A 22,197-nucleotide genomic window follows, 5' to 3' on the forward strand; every position below is an offset into this window, starting at 1 on the left:
GATCTTAACGATCTGTGTTTCTGTGTATCGGGACTTTTTCATCAGGAGTTCTCCTTCTTGGCTCAGTGTACGCCGAAGAACTCTAAAAAGGTATGTCACTAGTTTAGGGGAGGTTTACACTAAGAACCGCATAGTCATTCTTACCATAACAGGTTCACTCCCGTTATCCATTGCTGTGACTGCGCTGGCATCAATTCTACTATTTTGCGACCCCATTTATATACGAACCACGGTTCATACATAAATGCATTGCTGTTGGTATGGTACAGCTATTTTTATTACGCAAGTATAGTTTTGGCGCAGTCAGCAAGCCAAGTGAGGATGCGGCCTGCGCCGCAATGACGGTAGCTTTTCCGGTCACCAGTAGTGTCAGCAACACGTACAAAGCTGTCCTTCAGACCATAAAAAGCGGAAAACGCTGCACTGCGCTTTCCCCTCTTTTAATCGTAGATGTTTAGGGCGCCTCGTGCCGGTGTTTCACCGGTTTGAGTGAAAAGAACAGTGAGTAAAGCACCGGAACCACGCCCAGACTGAGAATGGTGCCAACCGCTAGTCCAAAGGCAATGGCACTGGCCATGGCATAGAACAGCACGTCACCGCTAATCAGTAACGGAACCAGCCCCAGAATAGTCGTAAACGTCGACATCAGAATGGGGCGCAGCCTGCGCACACTGGCAGTCACCACGGCTTCTGCATGATCGCCGTCCTCGTCGAGTTCGTCGCGTTCGGCGTCAATGCGCTCAATCAGCACAATCCCGTTGTTTACGATGATGCCCGCCAGCGCGTAGAGGCCCAGAATGACCATAAAGCCAAAATCGCCCTGCATGATAAGCAGGCCACTGGCCGCACCGATAATAATCAGCGGAATGGTCAGCAGAATAATGGCTGTACGCCGGTAAGAGCGGAACTGGGCAACCAGCAGTAACACAATAATTGCAATGCACAGCGGCAGATACTCGTTAAGTGAGTTACGTGACTTCGCTGATTCTTCAATAACGCCATCGTACTCAATGGTATAGCCGTAGGGCAGGGTGTCGCGCAGCGCCTGAATATCCTTGTCGATCATTGGCACCATTTCTTCGGCATTGTGCAGTGCATTTTTCGCTTCAATGGTGATGGTGCGGAAGAGATCTTCACGGGCGATACGGGAAAAACTGGTTTCATACCGGATATCCGCCACCTGGGTTAGAGGCACACTCACCCCACGCGACGACGAGTAGATATTCACACTCTTGATGCGTGACAGGTCGAAGCGCTCGTCATCACTGCCGCGCACCACAATAGGCAGAATATCGTCGCCTTCCAGAAACTCAGAAATAGCCCGGCCACTGAAATAGGTATTCAGGGTCTGCGAAATGTCGTTCGAACTGATACCCGCACGACGGGCTTTTTGCTGGTTAATATCCAGCTTGATCTGGGTAATGCGGTTTTCCCAGTCGTTGCGGATATCATAGCTGCCCGGCAGGGCTGCCAGCAAAGCTTCGATTTCCTTGGCACTGTTGTACAGCTTGTCTTTATCGGGCCCTTTAACCTGAATATCAATCTTGCTGGAATCAGAGGGGCCAAGGAACATTTTGGTTACGCGCGCATATACGTTGGGGTAAGACGCCGCGAACAGATCGCGCAGCGCCTCAATCGTGGGCTGTACGTACTGTCGCTCACCCACATCCAGCATAATGAAGCCTTTGGACGGCTCGGGGTCGATGGGGCGCAGTGACAGCACAAAACGCGGGCCGCCAAAGCCGCCATAGGCCACATGGCGCTTTACATGCGGGAAGCGCCCGGTGTCTTCAAGTTCTTTAAAGATGGCATTCAGCGTACGGTTGGTTTCACGAATGGAACTGCCTGCCGGCAAATCCAGGTACACCAGTACCTGTGCCCGGTCCGAGTCGGGAAAGAATTTCACCGGCACCTTCGACATGGCAAATCCACCGAGGAAAAAAAGCCCAATCATCAGCGCAATAAATAACCCGCGATAGTTAAGAATACGGCGAAGTCCTGACTCATAGACCGGATTTAGCCGGGTGAAATACTCACTGATATTCATGCCGGTCTGCGTGTTATTTCCTTTACCCGGAGCGGGAATGAAGTGATAACACAGATACGGCGTGATGGTCTGCGACAGCAGCCAGGACACCAGCAGCGATATCATGATCACCAGTGAAATTGAGCGCGTATACTCTCCTGACACACTGTCTGCCAGCATCAGAGGCAGGAACACCAGAATGGTAGTGAGCGAGGAGGTCAGCAGCGGGAACGCCAGTGAACGGCTGCTGTCGGTCAGCGCCTGACGGCGATCCTCACCATCTTCCAGCCGTCGTTTAAAGTCTTCGGCCACCACAATGCCGTTATCTACCAGTACACCCAGCGAGATAATCAGTGTGGCCAGTGACATGCGCTCCAGCACCATGCCTGAAAACGCCATGATGGCGATAGTCAGCATGATCACGCCGGGCACAATGGCGCCGACAATCAGACCGGCGCGCAGCCCCAGAAATAAAATGACCACCGAGCACACAATGGCGAGGGTTTCGAGCACATTGATACTGACCCCATCAACCGCGTTTTCGACCACATCGGCCTGACGGGTGATGGTGTGCAGCGACATACCGGCTGGCAGGGTGGCATTCAGCGCGTCAATTTCCTGCTCCATGGCAGGCGTAAATTTAAGTACATCGACATGATCATTTTTGGCAATCGCAAACACAATCGCGGGTTTGCCGTTGAAGAAGGCGGTGCGCGACGGGGGATCAACTGTCTCGCGGGTAATCGTGGCAATGTCTTTGAGTAAAAACGATTCCTGCTGACCCGGCACGGTGATAAGCGCATTGCGCACATCATCAACGGTTTCAAAATACCCGGAGGGCTGAATGGCAAAATTGATGCCGTTCGAGTCAATGGTGCCGCCGGGCTGAATAATATTTTGCTGCTGCAGGATCCCAATCAGCTGATTGGGCGACAGGTTCATTTGCGACAGTTTGCTGTTATTTACTTCAATGGTGATTTGTTCGGGTAAAATCCCAAGCAGATCAATGCGCTTCACGCCATCTACCTTAAACAGGTTGTCGCGGATATGCTGGGCGAAGTCAAAGCGCTCACCATTGGTATAACTGTCATCGGCGAGCAGGGCAACGGTCAGTACCGCAACGTCACCAAAGTTGTCGTTGACCAGCGGCGCCGAGGTTCCTGCGGGCAAATCGCCCTGTACCTGCTCCAGCTCGTCACGTAAATCATCCCAGATCTGCTCAAGCTCAAAGTAGCGGTCCTGAATTTTCACGTGAATGGTGGAGCGGCCGGTCATCGACACAGAACGAATTTCATCCACCTCAGGCAGCTTTCGCGCCGCTTCCTCGAGGGTTTTGGTGATCAGCAGCTCTACCTTGTCGGCGGGCAACCCCGGATAGGTTGTTGTCACCACGGCCTCACGAATAGTAATTGACGGATCCTCCTGGGCAGGCAGAGTCACATAGCTGTAGACCCCGAACGCCATCAGCATGAACACCAGCGCCAGCATCAGGCGATTCTGGCGTAAACTCAGCTCAGATAACGACATGTTCGCCCCCTATTCGTTAAATAAGCGGGGCGAGCCATTCGCCAGATGTACATGCTGCTCAGGCTGCAGATACTCTCCGCCCTGACGAACGATATGCATACCTTCTTTGAGCGGGCCGTTGATACGGGCTACGTCTGTCTCCAGCGAGACGACCTCAACCGGATGGCTGATAACACGGTAGACCGGTAAACTGCGGGATGGATCGTCCACCGCCTGCAGTTCCCAGATGACGTGCTGGTGGTTGTTGGTGGAGGTAAGCGCACTCAGAGGCACTTCAAATCCTGCTTTTACCGCCGTTTCTGCGTAGAAAAACGTCACTTCCGCGCTCATGCCGGGCTGCAGGCCCTTAGGCGGATTATCCAACGTGATGGTTACCGGAAAGGCATTGGCGCTTTGTGCCCGGCTGCCGACCTCAAAGACTTGGCCGGTCAGTGTCTTACCATCCAGCGCAAACACCGTGATGTCGACCTCATCGCCTGGGTGAATTTTGTTGACTAGGTTTTCAGGCACGGCAACCGACACCTCAATACCGCTGGAACCCTCGATAGAAAACGCCGGCTGCGCGGGGGTAATGCGTTGTGAGGGTTCGATAAAGCGACCTGCAATGCGGCCCGGGTAGGGGGCAACCAGACGGGTGTCATCCAGTTCTTCCTGCGCCAGTGCAAGCTGCGCTCGCGCGATATCGACCTGATCCTCCAGCGCGGTCAGCTGGGTTGAGGCGATATCCAGTTCGGCCTCTGACACTGCGCCGGACTCACGCAACTGTTGCTTGCGGCGGTAGTCGCGCCTGGCTTCTTCCAGGCGGGCCAGCACTTCAGACAGTGCACCCTGACGCTGTTTCACAGCCAGTGAAAACACTTTGTCATCAATGGTGGCAAGCAACTGTCCTTTTTGAATCTCATCACCCAGATTCACCTTCACCGTGTTGACGATGCCTGCCACTTCAAAACTCAGCTGGCTGGTTTCGGCAGACTGGGTGACGCCGGATAATTTATGTTGCTGCTGTCCGTCAAAGGCGCTGACCGTGGTGGCCATCACCGAGCGTAACCGTGAGACGTCAGACTGCTGGCTGTCACAGGCGGTCAGACATCCCAGCGTAAAAATACAAAAGAGCAATGCACGCATTCCCTGGCTCCGTAGTTGCGAGGTCGTAATCAGAAAAAAGTTAAAGGGTGATACGCCCGGTCAGGGCGATCAGTTTTCTTCGTTGCTAAGCTGAACATCCATTCCGCCCGTGGCTTCCTGCAGGGCGGGAAGGTCGGGAGCAGGTAAACTGGCCGTCATGGTTACGCGCTCGCCATACTGTACGTCAGCAATGTTACCGTTGTGCTGCTGTACAAAGTGGCGGATAAACTGCTCATGCTTAAAGTCGCTGCTTACGCGCACCGCGCTTAACGCCACCTGGGTATGCAGCGGGAGCTGCTCCATGACCTGCTGGGCTGCGCCTGAATAGGCTCTCACCAGACCGCCGGCACCCAGCTTAATACCGCCAAAATAGCGCACCACCACGACCATGACGTCACCCACCGCTTTATGCTGCAGCACATTCAGAATGGGCTTGCCGGCTGTGCCGGACGGTTCGCCGTCATCACTCATGGCTGCCGATACCGGCGACGCGGGATTGCCAAGCTGGTAAGCCCAACAGTGATGGCGTGCGTCGGGGTAACGGGCTTTAATGTCATCAAGCAGTGCCATGGCCATGGCGCGGTCTGCAACATGACCGGCATAGGCAATAAACCGGCTTTTTTTTACTTCCAGTTCACTGACCGTGAGCTGAGCGGGAATGGAATAATTCATGGCGCTAAGTTTACCGTCAGACGGTAAACTTGAACACCTTGGATTGGTTATTCGATAAATCGGGCCAGCTGGGTACTGGTGGAACCGGTGAGCGTTCTGGCATGTTCAGCCTGTTCGGTCACAGCCTGCATCTGGCTCTGTACTTCATCGCTCAGTTCCCTGATGTCGTTGACCGCATGCTCTGTTTGCCGGTACTGGCTTTCGAGTGACTCTACCGCTTTGATAATATTGTCGATCTGATCGGTATTCTGGTTAAAGTCTGAGACCATTTTGCCAAAGGTTTCACCGGTATCCGACAACACGGTTTTCATCCCGTCAGATTCTTTAATCAGTGAGTTAGATTCACGCTGGGTGTCATCCACCAGTTTTTCCATCCCGCCCAGAAAGGTACTGATCTGCTGCGTGGCATCGGCAACTTTGGCTGATAGCGTGCGAACTTCATCTGCCACCACAGCAAAACCCCGTCCGGCCTCGCCCGCGCGGGCAGCCTCAATAGCGGCATTTAACGCCAGCAGGTTGGTCTGGTCGGCAAACTCTTCTACCATTTTCAGGATGTTTCTTACGTTCCCGGCGTTTTCCTGCAGCCCCTCCACGGTGGCAGAGAACTGGGACAACAGCACGATAATCTTATCAATCTGCTGTTGTGACGAGGCAAGCTGCTGACTGGCTTCATTCACACTGTGCATGTTCTGGCGGTTGGTGGATGCCACCGTATCTGACGCATCAACAATGCGTGAAATACTGTTGCTGACTTCATGGCTTGACGAGGCCACCTTGTGACTAAGCTGTTTTTGCTTATCCGCACTCTGGTACGCGCCCAAGACCAGTGCTGCTACCTCTTCATTAGCATGACTGCCCTGACTGGCCTGGGTATGGATTTGCAGCATCAGGCTGGCAAGGTTATCAACAAACAGGTTGTAGGCCTCTGACAGAGTTCGGAACTCATCGCGGGTAAAGGCGGGCAGGTGAACGTTCAGATTGCCGCGGGTGTGGTTGATTTTGTTCAGCGACGCCAGCAGCGCGTTGACCGGGCGCACAATCAGATAATGCAGATAAAAAATGGTGAAAATCACGCACATCACACTGCCAACAAACAGCGTAAGGCTCCAGGTCTCAAGCGTGTCCCGCTGCGATGCGTCTGCATCTGCGTACTGATACAGCAGATAAAATGCAGCCAACTGGAACAGGAAAAGAAACAGCACATTACCGATGATTTTTCGGGTAAGCGTGTAGAAAAAAGTGCTTTCTACGGCGTTATATAATTTCCAGAACATAATGCTCCACTTTCCGGACGTCAGCGTGAATGTCACGTGAGCTTAGCGTATGCGGCGGTTATCGCCATGACCTGTATCAAATTAATCGGGTATTGTGGCTATTTCTTTAACTTTTTACCCATCCCGGCCAGGCCGGCGCGCACCCACATGACAGGGGTTTAATCCGAACAGTTTGGCGTTTACAGACAAAATATGACAGGGTTAGGGTATTGACGTTATAAGGAGTGTCTTTATGAAGACAATGACTTCAAAACTGATCGCCATGCTGGTGGTATTATCCGTGGCACTGGTTATTTACGTGGCGTTTTTCTCGCGCGTAACGCCACCTGACTTTTCACAATACCCGGCCGGCCCCGAGCGTAAAGCAGCGTTTTTCTCCTATTTTGCGCCTATCGTGACCGATCTTAACCAGGAAATTCAGAGCGATCGTACAGAGATCCAGTCGACCTGCAGCACAGAAAGAAACGCCGATGATGCCTTAAAGGCATTTGAAGAGAAGTATCGGATAGACGAAAAGGATCTTCAGGGAACCTCTTTATGCGAGGTTCTGCTGCGTCGCGCAGACATTATTCCGGCGTCACTGGCACTGGCCCAGGCGGCGAATGAAAGTGCCTGGGGAACGTCGCGCTTTGCCCAGCAGGGCAACAATTTCTTTGGCCAGTGGTGCTTTAAGAAAGGATGCGGCATTGTTCCCAATGACCGCAATGACGGCGCGGTGCATGAAGTGGCGGATTTTCGCTCTCCCAGTGACTCGGTCAAAAGTTACATGATGAACCTTAACGCCCACGACGCGTACCGCGAACTGCGTCAGATCCGGGCGTCACTGCGTAACAAAAATGCTGAAATTACCGGCCTGCCGCTGACCCGCGGGCTTAACAGTTATTCTGAGCGCGGCGCCGAATATGGCAAGGAGCTCAGAAACATGATTGAGTACAACGACCTGACCCGGTACGACACAGCCCAATAATCCCGTTAGGAACATGCTATTCCCGGCGTGTTCTGTTCGCTTTGATGGTACGACCCCGACAATTTTGCCGGCGGGGCTGTATTACACCGGTTTTCACGTAAAATGCATGATTAAACAAAACGTGACGTATCCGGAACACACAGAATGACAAGTTACTACATTGGCATCGATGGCGGTGGAACGCAGTGCCGGGCCATACTGGTCAATGCACAGGGTGAGACCCTGGCCACAGCGAAAGGCGGACCGGCCAACATTGTACGTGATGCCGCACGCGCGCGTGAGTCGGTGCTGACAGTCTGCAAAAGCGCACTGTCACAGTCCGGACTGGGGCTGGCGATGTCTGATGTGGTGGTGTGTGCCGGGCTTGCCGGTGCCAATATTCCACAGGCCAAAGCGGCCTTTCTGCAATGGCCGCATCCGTTTCGTACCCTGTATGTTATCAGCGACCTGCATGCGGCCTGTCTTGGCGCACATGGAGGCCGGGACGGTGCCGTGCTGGTCTGCGGTACGGGGTCAGCCGCCACCTGCTTTGCCAATGGCCGGTTTACTGATACTGGCGGTCACGGTTTTATGCTGGGCGACATGGCAAGCGGTGCCTGGCTGGGGCTTGAGGCTGTGCGCCATACACTTATGGCAATGGATGCGCTGATTCCAATGGATAGTCTTGCGCAGAAAGTGTGTGAGTACTTACATGTTAATGCCGATTTTGATCTTGTTGCCGCCGTTAGCGACTATCAGTCGAACGACTATGCGGCACTGGCGCCCGAGGTGGTCAGGCTGGCCCGGGCCGGAGACCCCGCCAGCGAACGCCTGCTTCAGTCAGGCAGTGATTATCTGTCTGCTGTTGCCACGCGCATGCTGGATGGCAACGCGCTACCGCTGGCATTTGTCGGCGGACTGTCTGGGGTCTATCAGACGAGGCTGCCGGCGCACGTTCAGTCCCGTATTATTACACCTGAGGACAGCCCGGAAAAAGGCGCTGTTGCGTTTGCGGTGCGTCAGCAGACAAGGACATAACAATGACACAGACAAACACTAACACGGGCACACTCACCGTTGCCCGTGTGCTGACCCCCACAGGGTGGAAAACCTCACAGACCGTGACCTGGTGTGATGGCCTGATAGACGGGGTGCGTGATGCGACGCCAGACGAATGTCGCACTATGCACGCCGGTATGCTGGTGCCAGGCTACATCGACACCCAGGTTAACGGGGGCGGCGGGGTGCTGCTGAATCAGCAGCCCGACGTGGACGGTGTGCGTGCGATAGCCCGTGCCCATGCAAAATTCGGCACGACCCGCATGTTGCCAACGGTTATTACCGACACGGCAGATGTCATGCACCGGGCGGCCGACGCGGTGGCGGACGTCGTCAAAGAGCAGAATTCGACAGTGGCAGGCATTCACTTTGAAGGCCCGTTTTTAAGTGTTGATAAAAAAGGGGTACACAGCGCATCGTTTATTCGCCCCCCGGCTGATCGCGATGTGGCCGTGCTGATGCGCAAAGACATTGGTCGTGTGCTGGTGACACTGGCGCCGGAACAGACCGATCCGGGCTTTATCCGCGAACTGGTGGCAGAAGGCGTGGTGGTATCACTGGGGCATACCAATGCCACCTATGAGCAAACCTGCGAAGCCTTGCGGGCCGGCGCGACCGGTTTTACGCACCTGTATAACGCCATGTCGGCCATGACATCGCGCGCCCCCGGTGTTGTCGGCGCCGCGCTGGATGATGCTGCAAGTTACTGTGGTCTGATCGTCGATCATCATCATGTGCATCCTGCCAGTGCCCGCATTGCGATCCATGCCAAAGGGATCAGTCACATGATGCTGGTAACAGACGCCATGGCGCATGTTGGCAGTGAGATAACCTCGATGGCGTTTTTTGACAGTACCATTGAACGGCATGGTGACAAGCTGACCACGCCGAACGGGACACTTGCCGGTTCGTGTCTGGATATGCATACCGCCGTGCTGAATACCCATCATGGGCTTGGGATCCCGCTGGAGGATGCCATCACCATGGCAAGTACTGTGCCCGCCACATTTATGAACATGCAGCGTGAGTCGGGCAGTATTGCGGTGGGAGCACGTGCCGATTTGATACTACTAAGCCCGCACAACCACCAGATTGAACAGGTCCGGGTCTGCGGGCGCACTCACGGGGATTAACCTGTCAATCCGTTATTGCTGCAGAGCTTTCAGCACATCGCGGGTAAAGTCATGCTCGCTGAAGCCGGGCTGACCCGCCAGATCATAGCCGCGTCTGACAATAACCAGCTGCCTGCTTGGAATGATGACCAGGAACTGACCGCGATTGCCGCGTGCGGCCAGGGTGTCATCGGGCAGTTCACTAAAGCGTTCATTGTACAGCCACCACTGCGCACCATAGCCTGGTCTGCCCTCGCCGGGCTGAGCGGGGGCAGGGGTGCTGATGTAAGTCAGCCAGTTTTCAGGCAGGATTTGTTGGTTACCCCAGCGGCCATTGTTAAGGTGCAGTAAGCCCAGACGCGCCAGATCCCGTGCGGTGGTCCATACCTGGGAAGACAGAATAAAGTCACTCTGCCAGTCTGTTTCCAGGTACGTATGCTTCATGCCGATTTTGTCGAGCAATTCGGTGTACGGAAAGGTCAGGTAGTCGGTTTCATCACTGAAGGTCTCACGCAGTGTGCGCAGTGCCAGCAGCGTATCATTATTGGCATATTTCCAGCGGGTGCCGGGCGCCACTTCAAGCGCAGTTTCGGTGGCGGTATCCGATACCAGTCCCCCGCCCATATACAGCCGGTCCGTGCGGTTTCCGGCGACATTACTGTCAAGACCTGACGCCATATGCAGCAGATTTTCCAGCGTGATTTTGCCGCGTGGATCGAGCGGATGTGACCAGTTTTCCAGACCCGCGGGCTTCTTCACGTCAACCCGGCCCTGTGCAACGGCCACGCCAATCACACTGGCGCCAATGCTTTTGGCAACAGACCAGGTACGCTGCGCAGTGTCTGGGGTAAAGCCCGCTTTATAATGCTCTGCCACAATACGGTCCGGTGTCGCAATCAATACGGCAGAGGTTCTTGCGCCTTCACCATAGTGGCGGGTAAATGCATTGGCAATCACCTTATCAAGCTGGGCGTTACCGGTGGGGGTATTCACCGTCTGCCGGGTTGTCCAGGGTGAACCATCATCCGGCTCGGGCTGGCTTTCGGCAAAGGGAGACATTACCCGTGCTGCGTCGTCAAGGGACGCGCCTACCGGCAGGTCGACACAACCAAGGCGCGGGCGCCATACAGATATGCGCTGATGCTTGCCATTGTCGTACGCCACCACAACCCGCTTATTGTCAGTATCAACGTCTGCCCGGAGCGTACTCACCCGGTCTGCAATCAGTGGGTAAATGCCGGTTAACTCATCCTCGCGAATTTGCCCGGCAGTTTTGCCCCCGTTAAAGGTTGCGCTGCAGGTAAAGTTGGCGACATAACCTGCTGCGTAGGCATTCAGCGTGGTGTCGGTTTCTGTGGTCTGGGCGGCCAGCGTCAGTGGCAGCAGGCTCGCCAGATAAATTATTGCCTTCATGTCGGTCTCGCAGAAGATAGTGTTAGTCTCAGAGTACGATATGCCGTCGCCAGGCGCTATGCCGATAACGGCATACTGTGAGCTTTTCGTCGGTTTAAAACGCATTCTGGTCGCAAGTCGATGAAACTGCGCATTTAGTCGCGCATGCATTGACGGCATTTTAACGACACTGGACTATGCTTATGGCTTGAAAATAAACAACAATCATAATGAAGGAACACACATGCGAGCGATCTCACGGTGGGTGATACCACTGCTAAGTATGGTTATGCTGCCCGCTTATGCGGCGGTGTTAATGTCTCCGGTCCAGGATCCTGATCTGACCTATCAGGGGGAGTTGCTGACCGGCAATTACAACCAGGCGATTACGCCACCGGAACAGCTACTGGGCTTTGAAATTGGCAGCCGGGTGGCTACACCGGAACAAATTCATGCGGCCGTCATGACCTGGGCGACAGAGTCTGACCGCCTGAAGGTGGTGGAATACGCCCGCACGCACGAAAACCGCCCTCTGATCGCCGCGTTCATTGCCACGCCCGACAATCTGGGGCGTCTGGACAGCATTAAAGCCGGTCTGGGTAAACTGGCTGATCCTCGCACAACGTCTGACAGTGAAGCCAAATCGCTGATTGACTCACTGCCTGCGGTCGCCTGGATGGCCTATTCCATTCACGGTAACGAAACCTCCGGTGCCGATGCGGCACTCACCGCCATTTATCACCTGATTGCCAGTGAGGACGCTGCAACCCGCGCATTACTGGATGACATGGTGGTGGTCATTGATCCGATGATGAACCCGGATGGCCGTGCCCGTTTTGCCAAGTCGCTGGAGCAATACCGTGGCACTGCCCCCAACGTGGACGATCAGTCACTGCTGCACCGTGGCGACTGGCCGTATGGCAGAACCAATCACTACTTTTTTGATCTTAACCGTGACTTCTTTTACCTGACGCAGCCTGAGACGGTTGGACGCGTGGCACTGATCAATCAGTGGCGTCCTCAGCTGATGATTGACGGCCATGAGATGGGCTCACAGGATACCTTTCTGATGGGACCACCACGTCAGCCGCTGAATGACAATATTGATCCGAACCTGCAGAAATGGGCGAAAACCTTTGCCCGTGAACAGTCAGCTGCCTTCGATGCGCGCGGCTGGCGGTACTACACCGGTGAATGGTTTGAGAACTGGTATCCGGGCTACTCCAACTATGCCGAGTACCGTGGTTCGATGCACATTCTGTACGAACAATCCCGCATGGCAGAAGACGGTGTCCGCCGTCCGGAAGGAACGGTGCAGACCTATCAGGAATCGGTACATCACCAGTTTGTATCAACACTGGCAAACCTGGAAACCCTGGCTAAACACAGTAAAGCCATGTACCGCGATTTCTGGCAGGGCAGAAAAAACAATATTGCCTCAAAAGGCAAGTTTGCTAACCGCACCTACGTAATCCTGGCCAATGAGAACCACGGGCGCACTCAGGCGCTGGTGGATCGTCTGCTGGCGCAGGACATTGAGGTGTTTGTAGCCGATAAGGATATTAAGGTTGACCGCGCAGTTAACCAGCTGGGGCAGACTCAGAAAGACGTGGTGATCCCGGCAAACAGTATTGTTATTCCGAACCGTCAGCCTGAAGCGCCGCTGATTGCCGCGATCCTTGAGTTTGAAGCCGGTGTAAAAGACGAAGTGCTGCGCGAAGAGCGTCAGAAAACACTGCGCGACGGCTCGTCTGTCATGTATGACACTACCGCGTGGAACCTGACCATGATGTATGGTCTGGAAAGCCTGACCGTACCGGAGCACCTGACGCGTAACCTGACGCCTTACGCCCCGCAGGATGTCACTAATCCGCTGGTGAATGACGCCATCGCCTGGGTCGTTGATGGTGAGGATGATCGCTCTGTCAGCTTTGCTGCGCGAATGATGGAGCGTGGCGTAGAGGTGCGTCTGATTGACAAGCCCTCAGAACTGAGCGGCCAGGCATTCAACCGTGGTGCCATTATTGTGACCGTCACCGATAACCCTCAGCGGGATGATCTCGCTGCGGTATCCAAACTGACTGCGGACGAACTGGGCATTGCGCTGCATGCGGTGAACAGTGGGTTTGGTGAAGGCGAACTGCCGGACTGGGGTGGTGAGCATTTCAAACTGCTGGAAAAGCCCCAGGTGGGCATTATCAGCCATGGGAATTTCTCCAGTTATGACGTGGGCGCTACCTGGTGGAGCCTGGATTCCAATCTGGGGATCCGGCACAGCCAGCTCGACAGTGGCGCACTGAGTCGCACCGATCTGCGTCGCTATAACGTACTGATCATGCCTACGTCGTGGGGCAAGCTGGATAAAGGCCAGAAAGACGCGCTGAAAAAATGGGTGGAAATGGGCGGTACTCTGATTGCCCATGGCAGCAGCGCCGGACAACTGGCAGATAAGGACGGCCTCAGCAAAGTGCGCACCATCGAAAACAGCTTTGACGATGCGCTTGATTATGACATCGCCCTTCGTCGTGAATGGCTGGCAGAGTCAGAAACGCTGGATACAAACAGCGTGATGGCGCATAACCTGGACACCAGTTTCACTTTCCCGTGGGATGGTCAGCCTAAGCCGCTGAAAAAAGAAGAACTGGAACGCCGTGACAAATGGCTGAAAATCTTCATGCCAAGTGGTGCAATGGTCTCGGGCAGAACCGATCAGAAGCACTGGCTCACCATCGGTACTCCTGAGGTATTGCCCCTGCTGTATGCTAACCAGCCACTGCTGATGTCAGGTGCGGGATCTGAGGCGGTTATTCGTGCCGGGGTTTATCAGCCGATGGATAAAAAAGCGGCTGAAAACAGCAAGGACAAAAAAGAGGCAGACCGCTGGTTCACCCTGCCGGAAGGTCAGGCGCTGAATGTGCGTATGAGCGGCCTGATCTGGCCTGAAGCGGCGCAGCGTATTGCCAATACCGCCTATCTGACCCGCGAGTCGGTTGGTGCCGGTCAGGTGATTCTGTTCTCTGGACAGCCCAACTTCCGCGGTTCCGCGCGCGGTACCAACCGCCTGCTGCTGAATGCCATCGTCTACGGCCCGGGCTTGGGCTCCGAGGCCAGAGTCGAACTCTAACCAACAACAGGCGCGCTAACCCGAAGGTTATCGCGCCTTTTCTTTATGGTTGAGCACGACATCCTCTGACGTCACCGTTAGCACGATTTACCACGACGGGACGTTGCAATACAACATGACTGAGAATAATGATGAGCCGAATCATAGTAATTCTGACGACCTTGTTTTTTTCTGTGTGTGCCCGGGCTTTGCCTGCTGTTGAGGAAGGTGACTTCACCATCCGGCAATTTTCATTTGAAACCGGCGGCACGCTGGATCTCAGACAACACTATCGCACCCTGGGTAAGATCAGGCGGGATGAAAACGGACAGGTCACCAACGCTGTGCTCATCATGCACGGCACCACAGGCAGTGGCGCGGGATTTTTGCGTGACCGCTATGCCGGGGTTCTGTTTGAAAAAGGCGGGCTGCTGGATGCAGAAAAGTACTTCATTATTTTGCCCGATGCGATTGGCCACGGCCAGTCAAGTAAGCCCAGTGATGGCCTGGCCGGTGCATTTCCCACCTACACGTATGACGATATGGTGCGCGCCCAGTACCGGCTGCTGACCGAACACCTGGGTGTTAATCATCTGCGTCTGGTAACCGGCACCTCGATGGGGGGCATGTTCTCCTGGGTATGGGGCTATACCTACCCTGATTTTATGGATGCGCTGATGCCGCTGGCCAGCCTGCCGGTCGAAATAGCCGGGCGTAACCGCATGCTGCGTAAAATGATCATTGATGCGGTGAAACAGGATCCGCAGTGGAATAATGGCCACTATACCAGTCAGCCGCCCGGACTGCGTGAAGCTATGTACCCGCTGATCATGATGGTCTCGAGTCCGCTTTATTATCAGCAGGTGGCACCGACCCGGGAACAGGCAGAAACCATGCTCGATAACATGGTTGACCGTTACGCAGCGGCCATGGACGCCAATGATCTGGTATGGGCATTTGATGCATCGCGCTTTTACAATCCCCAGCCTCACCTTGAGAAAATTACCGCGCCGTTACTGGCGATTAATTCTGCGGACGATCAGGTAAACCCGCCTGAGCTGGGGATCCTGAAAGAGCAAATACGCAACGTGCCTGATGGCGAGGCGGTAACGCTGGCGATCACGGAACTTACCCGCGGACACGGTACACACTCGCTGCCCGGTATCTGGGGGCCTTATCTGGCCAGACTGCTGGAGAAAACGGCAACCTCAGATAAGCCCGACAATGCGCTGTTACTGACGCCGACCGCGCCGGCCTGGTCAGGTGACATTCCCGATGTCTTTACCGCCCGCTTTGACACCACCGAGGGTGCGTTTGAAATTACCGTGCACAAAGCCTGGGCGCCGTTAGGTGCTGCGCGTTTTTATCATCTGGTGAAACACGGCTTTTATGATGGTGTGACCATAAACCGGGTGGTTGACGGCTTTATTGCCCAGTTTGGTTTAAGCCCGTCACCGGCTGTGACAGCGGCGTGGGAGGATCAGGCCTTCGGTGATGATCCGGTGATTGAAACCAATACCCGGGGCCGTGTGGCTTTTGCGATGACCGGGCCGGATACCCGCAACACCCAGGTGTACATTAACCTGGTGGATAACACGCGGCTGGATAATGACGGCTTCTCCCCGTTTGGCGAGGTGACCGCCGGGATGGATGTGGTCGGGCGTCTGTACTCGCTGTACGGAGAGTCGGCCGGCGGCGGCATGCGTGGCGGCAAACAGGGGCCGATAAAATCAGAGGGCAGTGCCTATCTGGAAGCTAACTATCCGCTGCTGGATGTTATTGTGGAGGCGTATATCGCCAGTGAGTAATGCTAAAGGGCGCGAACGTTACCTGCGCGCCTGACCGGGCGGACAGGGTAATGTCAGCGTCAGTCCAGGCCGTGCAGGTTGTCACAAAGGCGTCCGGCCGCGTCTGGCGTGTTGCTTCTTATATTTGCTTTTAAGTGTGGTGTACATCAGCACAGTCCCGGTGCACCACATGATAAAAAGCAGAATGGCCGCGGGCAGAAACAGCCACAGCTTTGCTGCATCGGCAAACCAGCTGCCATCGTGGATGCTTTCGATGATGTCAGAGCGCCGATAGGCAACCTGCAACAGCGCGCCGGTCTGCGCATCGATTTGCGCTTCCCAGTGATTCACTGCCTGCACTTTTATCAGCCCTTTATCAGGGCGCACGTCAAGGCGATCTATGTCCTGCCAGCCTGAGACATTGAGCGGCTCCACAGACGCTGCCACCTCTAAAATACGTTCAAAACTGATACCCGGCGCAGTTGACTGGCCTTTTTGTGTGGGAGGCTGGATCCAGTCAGACTGTTTTTTTACCTGCAGCAGGATGCCGCTGCCAATCACAATAACCGAAGGCACAAGTATGGCCAGCGCCAGCCATAAATGTATGTGACGACTAAACTGTCGCAGTTTCCCTGACACGATGGTATGACACCCCTGATGAACGACCTGGCAGTATCATAGCGTGTTGCCGTGCAAACTACGACAGTGTTCGGTCTGCTGTCAGCGTGCTCAGAATACGCGCTGCCATGACACATGCATGTCCCGTCCTTTTGCAAACGGTGCCTGTTCGTCGCGCGAGACCACAAAGTGCCGGTTGGTCAGGTTGGTCAGGTTTACGGTGACGGAGTCCGTGTCGCTGACCTGATAGGTGTATCCGGCATCCAGCGTTGTCACACTGGCAACGGGCAGCTCGCCGCCCACTTGCGCGGTGCTGGCCTGACGATGACTGATAACCACGAACCCCTGGCTATTCTCACCCTGCATGGTCAGAGAAAGACGATGGCTGGCAGGAGAAATATCGGCAACGGGCCGCCCCTGACTGTCCTCACCGGTTAACCACTGGCCTGACAGCCGCAGTGTCCACTGAAGCTGGGCAGCATCAAACTGATACCAGCTCTCATAGCTCACGCCGCTCACGGTCGCACGGTCGAGATTGCGATAAGCCAGTGCGTTCTGTGCAATCTGAATGCGTTCGATATAGGCGTCAATATGCTGCCGGAACGCCGTGACGGTGATGCCGGTGGCGGCACCCTGAAACGCGAGGCTGGTTTGTACATTCAGTGCCCGTTCGGTGTCCAGACTGGCTGAACCGGTCACTGACCCGCGCGGCGTTGTACCGTCAAAGTAACGTTCGGTCAGGCTGGGAACCCGGTAGGCCTGACTCAGGTATCCCGACCACCGCCAGTGCTGACTGAGCGGGTGGGCATAGCCAATAAATGTACTCAGGTTGCTGTCGTGGCTGGTATGACTGGACGTCTGATTGCGCTGGTACTGCTTAGCCAGTCGCGCGCCGCCCGCCACGGTTCCGGTGTCGGTCGGGTAGCTAAAGTCGGCCGCCACAAAGCCTTCCCACTGCTGCGCATCAAGATTGGTTTGTCGGAATACGCTGTTGCCGGTGTTATCTGTCTCATGCTCTGCCGCTGTTACACCGGTTCTGGCATCGACCCCTGCGCGCCAGGTGAGTTGTACCTCGCCGTAATCCAGCGTGTCATGCGCCTGCACACCAAAATCCAGTGAGCGGTTCTCAACGGTATTCACCCGGGTACCTGGCCGCTCTACACGAGTGGTCTGCTTGCTGTGATGCACATACAACAGGGTGTTAAACCAGTTCAGTTGTAGTTTGCCCAGCAGGTGGTCATTGGCAGGATAGGTGGTCAGGCGCTCAGCGGGGTTATCTGCACTGGCTTTGGCGACATTATTGGCAGTCGAATACAGCCACATACTCTCATTCAGCAGGCTGTTGTCCGGGCGGTGTCGCATAAGCACGCTGTGCTGTTCAAAACCGTCGGTAATAGTCGAGCCGTTAGCATCACGGCTGTTGTTGGCATGCCGGTGACTGAGTATCCAGCTTGTTGTGTTGCTCCGGGTTACTCCCGCAGCCTGAATGTCGCGGTAATCGGCCAGGTGGCCGTACCGGTAGGTGAGGGCACTGCGCTGCGGCGCCGACAGCATCAGATCAACCCCGCCTCCGATGGCGCCTGAACCCAATTGTGTAGAGGCCGCCCCCGGTGTGACATAGGCCTGGCTGATAAAACCCGGCGGCACAAATTCTGCCGCAGTACCCGCGCGTCGCTCGGTATGAATGGGGATCCCCTCAACACGTGTCTGAATACGCCAGCGCGCAAAACCGCGCAGATTAATCGCCTGAAACAGGCCACCCTGACCGTTCAGGTTTATCTCCGGAGACTGGGAAAGTAACGTGGCCACGCTGTCGGAACTGAAGGTGGTTTCATCGGTGACACGTTGTGCGGGCAGAATATGTTTCAGCGCGCTCTGGTAATGAGGCAGCCGGGCGGTGACTTCTATCCGTTCTTCCGGCACACCGGCGAGGGACACAGCACTGACAAATAGGGCGCAGAGCAAACAAATACGGGCTTTGATCATGAGCGTGATGCGATACCTTGTGGCAGCAGATTGGCCCGGAAGCGTTGAGACAGCATGTGCAACATTAACAGAAATCAACTATATCTGTTTGGGGATATCGCGTTATGGAAGTTCACCATGGTCATTTTTTCCTTGCGCTGTTCTTTTGTTAACAATAGGTTAACACTGTAATGCCTTCTACTCTTACCCTTTAGCTATGTAAGGAACGACATGAAAACTCTTATTAAAACAGCGCTGGCTGCGTCGTTTATGCTGTCTTCAGCACAGGTCCTGAGCGCCGACGATGATGCGGATAACAAACCGCTGTTCAGCACCAAGACCTTTGAAGCGATGGAAATGCGCAGTATCGGACCAGCGTATATGTCGGGCCGCATTGCCGATATTGCCGTAGACCAGAAAAATCCGTCCACCTGGTATGTTGCCGTTGGCTCCGGTGGCGTCTGGAAAACCGACAATGCAGGGACAACCTGGTCGCCGGTATTTGATAAACAGGCGGTGTATTCCACCGGGGATGTAACCATTGACCCGAATAACTCAGACATTATCTGGGTAGGTACCGGCGAAAACAATGGTGGCCGCCATATCAGTTTTGGCGACGGGGTATATAAATCGGTAGACGGCGGTAAAAACTGGAAAAACATGGGCCTGAAGGCCTCAGAGCATATCTCTGATATCATTGTTCATCCACAGGATTCCAATACCGTTTGGGTCTCTGCACAAGGTCCCCTCTGGACCAGCGGGGGAGAGCGCGGGCTGTATAAAACCACGGATGGCGGCGAAACATGGACACAGGTGCTCAAACCTGACGATGAATGGACCGGAGTGACGTCACTGGTCATGGATCCGCGCAATCCTGACCGCTTGTATGCGGCAACCTGGTCCCGTCAGAGAAAGATAGAGGCGTATGTTGGCACCGGTCCTGGCGCAGGTATTTATACGTCTGAGGACGGTGGTGCGTCATGGACAAAACTGAAAACAGGCTTACCGGAAGGAAACCTCGGTAAAATCGGTCTGGCAATCTCACCGGTTAAACCGGATGTGTTGTACGCCACCATTGAAACCGATAACCGCAAGGGGGGCTTCTATCGCTCTGACAATCGCGGGGCAAGCTGGGAAAAGATGTCTGATGAAGTCGGCGGCGGCACCGGCCCGCATTATTATCAGGAAATTTTTGCCGATCAGCATCAGTTTGACCGCGTGTATATTGCCAGCAATTACAGCAAAGTGTCTGATGACGGCGGGAAAACCTGGACGCCCATTAATACCAAACGTAAGCACGTCGATGATCATGCCATGGCATTTCATCCTTCCGATCCTGATTTTGTGCTGATTGGCTCCGATGGCGGCATTTATATGTCGCACGACCGCATGGAAAACTGGCGCTTTATGGCCAACCTGCCGCTGTCACAGTTTTACAAAGTCGCGGTGGATGATGCCGAGCCATTTTATATGGTATACGGCGGTACTCAGGACAATTCAACGCAGGGAGGTCCGTCCCGCACCGATCGTGCAGAAGGGATAAAAAACAAAGACTGGTTCCTGACGCTGGGCGGCGATGGCCATCAGCCTGCAACCGAACCGGGTAACCCGGATATCATCTATTCGCAGTGGCAACAGGGCAACCTGAATCGTGTTGACCGTAAAACCGGAGAAACCGTATATATCCAGCCGCAGCCGCTGCCAGGCGATCCGGCTGAACGCTACAACTGGGATGCGCCGATTAATGTCTCCGCCCACGATCCCAAACGAATTTACTTCGCTTCTCAGCGTGTATGGCGCTCGGATAACCGGGGTGACAGCTGGACGCCCATCTCTGGCGATTTGACGAAAAACGGCAACCGGATGCACAGCAAAATGATGGGGCGTACGTGGTCAGTGGAAGCGGGCTGGGATTTGTACGCCATGTCTGAATATCACACCATTGCCAATTTCGCGGAAAGTCCGGTGAATGAAAATATTCTCTGGGTGGGCACCGATGACGGACTGATTCAGGTGACTCAGGACGGTGGCAAAAACTGGAAAAAAATTGATTTAAGCAAAGTCAGAGGCGTTCCCGAGACCGCGTATGTGAACGATATCCGCGCTGACCTGTACGACCCTGAAACCGTGTATGTCGCGCTGGATAATCATAAGTACGGCGATTATAAGCCGTACCTTATCAAGTCGACCAACCTTGGCAAAAGCTGGAGCTCGCTGGCCGATGATCTGCCCGCTAAGCATCTGGTGTGGCGTATTGTGCAGGACCACGTGAACAAGGAACTGCTGTTTATTGGTACTGAGTTTGGCGTGTTTTTCACCGTCGACGGTGGTAAAAAGTGGCTTGAGCTGACCGGCGGAATGCCGACTATCTCGACCCGCGATGTACAAATTCAGCGGCGTGAAAACGACCTGATTGCCGGCACATTCGGACGCGGTATTTATATTCTGGATGACTATGCGCCACTTCGTGCACTGAACGAAAAAGCCATGCAGAAAGACGCCTTACTGTTTGCGCCGAGCCGGCCTGTTAAATGGTTCAGACTGGATGAAAACCACACCGACACCGACGGTGACGACCGCTTTGTGGCAGACAACCCTGAGCACGGTGCAACGCTGACCTACTTCCTGAAAGAGAGTTTGCTGACGGCAAAAGAACGGCGTCAGCAAGCAGAGAAGAAACTGGTTAAAGAGAAAAAATATCCGAAATACCCTGAGTGGGAAGCCATTGAAAAGGAAAACGAAGAGCCACAACCGGCGGTATTCCTGGAAATTACCGATCCCAGCGGCAACGTTGTTAACCGGGTTGAAGGAAAAACCACCAAAGGTGTGCACCGTGTAACCTGGAACATGACGCATGCCAAAGTCAGCGCCATCACCGGGGACAAGCCGTCGCCATGGGATCCGATGGGAGACGGTTTAATGGCCGCGCCGGGACAATACATGGCAACGCTGTACAAACGTGAAGGCAGTACCATTACGCCACTGACCGAGCCGGTGTCGTTTGAATTAACCCCTGTTTTCGAGCCTGCCTTACCGGGTATGTCTCAGCAGGACGTGCTGGCGTTTGGTAAGGACATCGTTGCCGCTGAACGGCGTTACTCTTCACTGAATGCAGTAATGAAGGGCATGACCGGCACCATGACAGCAGTTCGTACCGCGCTGGACAGAACGCCGGGTAATATTGCTGCGCTCGAAAAACAGTACGCCGATATTCAGCGTGAAATGCATGCCATTGACGAGGCGCTTAACGGTCTCTCGTCAAGAGACCGGATGGGGGCGAAACCCGCCAATATCTCAAGCAGACTGGGTTATGCGATGTCAGCCCTGGGTACTTCCTATGGTCCGACCGCGCAGCATCGCGAGCAGTTTGGCTATGCGCTGGATGGACTAAACGCGGTGAGCAAACGCGTACTGACTCTGCAGGAAACGGCAATACCTGCATTGCAACGAGCCATTGTTGACGCACAAGGGCCGTGGACATCCGGTGCGCCGGTGATCACGCAGTAAGCGTTTAGGCGCTGATGAAAAAAAACGGCACCTTGCGTGCCGTTTTTTGTTGTAATTGTCAGGTGTATCCATGACTTAAAAGGA

13 protein-coding genes are annotated in these 22,197 nt (G+C 54.7%); 6 read left to right on the forward strand and 7 right to left on the reverse strand.

Annotated features, from left to right (window positions below):
• Positions 1 to 454: 454 nt before the first annotated feature.
• The 4 genes from AB1N33_RS14205 to AB1N33_RS14220 all read right to left on the reverse strand — a co-directional run bounded on the left by AB1N33_RS14205 (position 455) and on the right by AB1N33_RS14220 (position 6,624).
• On the reverse strand, positions 455 to 3,553 hold the full coding sequence (locus AB1N33_RS14205) for an efflux RND transporter permease subunit (protein WP_411272226.1): 3,099 nt from the start codon (positions 3,551 to 3,553) through the stop codon (positions 455 to 457).
• Between the two features lie 9 nt (positions 3,554 to 3,562).
• Positions 3,563 to 4,678 (reverse strand): efflux RND transporter periplasmic adaptor subunit, encoded by a 1,116-nt coding sequence (locus tag AB1N33_RS14210; RefSeq protein ID WP_411272227.1) that lies wholly within the window; start codon positions 4,676 to 4,678, stop codon positions 3,563 to 3,565.
• A 69-nt stretch (positions 4,679 to 4,747) separates the two neighbouring features.
• Positions 4,748 to 5,350: a YigZ family protein gene (locus AB1N33_RS14215; RefSeq protein ID WP_411272228.1), complete on the reverse strand. Its 603-nt coding sequence runs from the start codon at positions 5,348 to 5,350 to the stop codon at positions 4,748 to 4,750.
• 47 nt (positions 5,351 to 5,397) lie between these two features.
• Entirely contained in the window at positions 5,398 to 6,624 is a 1,227-nt protein-coding gene (locus tag AB1N33_RS14220; RefSeq protein ID WP_411272229.1) for a methyl-accepting chemotaxis protein, read from the reverse strand.
• A 232-nt stretch (positions 6,625 to 6,856) separates the two neighbouring features.
• Between AB1N33_RS14220 and AB1N33_RS14225 the strand changes: the two genes are divergently transcribed.
• The 3 genes from AB1N33_RS14225 to nagA all read left to right on the forward strand — a co-directional run bounded on the left by AB1N33_RS14225 (position 6,857) and on the right by nagA (position 9,762).
• A complete protein-coding gene (locus tag AB1N33_RS14225; RefSeq protein ID WP_411272230.1) occupies positions 6,857 to 7,591 on the forward strand; it encodes a glucosaminidase domain-containing protein in 735 nt (244 codons plus the stop codon).
• 144 nt (positions 7,592 to 7,735) lie between these two features.
• Positions 7,736 to 8,608, forward strand: coding sequence for a glucosamine kinase nucleotide-binding domain-containing protein (locus AB1N33_RS14230; RefSeq protein WP_411272231.1), 873 nt, complete (start codon positions 7,736 to 7,738; stop codon positions 8,606 to 8,608).
• A gap of 2 nt (positions 8,609 to 8,610) precedes the next feature.
• Entirely contained in the window at positions 8,611 to 9,762 is a 1,152-nt protein-coding gene (gene nagA, locus AB1N33_RS14235; protein ID WP_411272232.1) for an N-acetylglucosamine-6-phosphate deacetylase, read from the forward strand.
• 12 nt (positions 9,763 to 9,774) lie between these two features.
• Here the strand turns inward: nagA and AB1N33_RS14240 are convergent, their stop codons facing one another.
• On the reverse strand, positions 9,775 to 11,154 hold the full coding sequence (locus AB1N33_RS14240) for a serine hydrolase domain-containing protein (RefSeq protein WP_411272233.1): 1,380 nt from the start codon (positions 11,152 to 11,154) through the stop codon (positions 9,775 to 9,777).
• Between the two features lie 223 nt (positions 11,155 to 11,377).
• Between AB1N33_RS14240 and AB1N33_RS14245 the strand changes: the two genes are divergently transcribed.
• On the forward strand, positions 11,378 to 14,257 hold the full coding sequence (locus tag AB1N33_RS14245) for a M14 family zinc carboxypeptidase (protein ID WP_411272234.1): 2,880 nt from the start codon (positions 11,378 to 11,380) through the stop codon (positions 14,255 to 14,257).
• Between the two features lie 131 nt (positions 14,258 to 14,388).
• Complete coding sequence (locus AB1N33_RS14250) at positions 14,389 to 16,044, forward strand: alpha/beta fold hydrolase (RefSeq protein ID WP_411272235.1); 1,656 nt, start codon at positions 14,389 to 14,391, stop codon at positions 16,042 to 16,044.
• Between the two features lie 81 nt (positions 16,045 to 16,125).
• Here AB1N33_RS14250 and AB1N33_RS14255 read toward each other — a convergent pair whose 3' ends face one another.
• Positions 16,126 to 16,662 carry a PepSY domain-containing protein gene (locus tag AB1N33_RS14255; protein WP_411272236.1) on the reverse strand — a complete coding sequence of 179 codons (537 nt, stop codon included), beginning with the start codon at positions 16,660 to 16,662 and terminating at the stop codon, positions 16,126 to 16,128.
• 90 nt (positions 16,663 to 16,752) lie between these two features.
• The gene (locus AB1N33_RS14260; RefSeq protein ID WP_411272237.1) at positions 16,753 to 18,627 is read right to left on the reverse strand and encodes a TonB-dependent receptor plug domain-containing protein; all 1,875 of its coding nucleotides are present in this window, start codon (positions 18,625 to 18,627) and stop codon (positions 16,753 to 16,755) included.
• A 210-nt stretch (positions 18,628 to 18,837) separates the two neighbouring features.
• On the opposite strand from AB1N33_RS14260, the gene AB1N33_RS14265 reads away from it, so the two are divergent.
• Positions 18,838 to 22,113: a VPS10 domain-containing protein gene (locus tag AB1N33_RS14265; RefSeq protein ID WP_411272238.1), complete on the forward strand. Its 3,276-nt coding sequence runs from the start codon at positions 18,838 to 18,840 to the stop codon at positions 22,111 to 22,113.
• The last annotated feature ends 84 nt before the right edge of the window (positions 22,114 to 22,197 follow it).

Source organism: Alteromonas nitratireducens (genome assembly GCF_040812025.1).
In the GTDB taxonomy this organism is placed as follows: domain Bacteria; phylum Pseudomonadota; class Gammaproteobacteria; order Enterobacterales; family Alteromonadaceae; genus Alteromonas; species Alteromonas nitratireducens.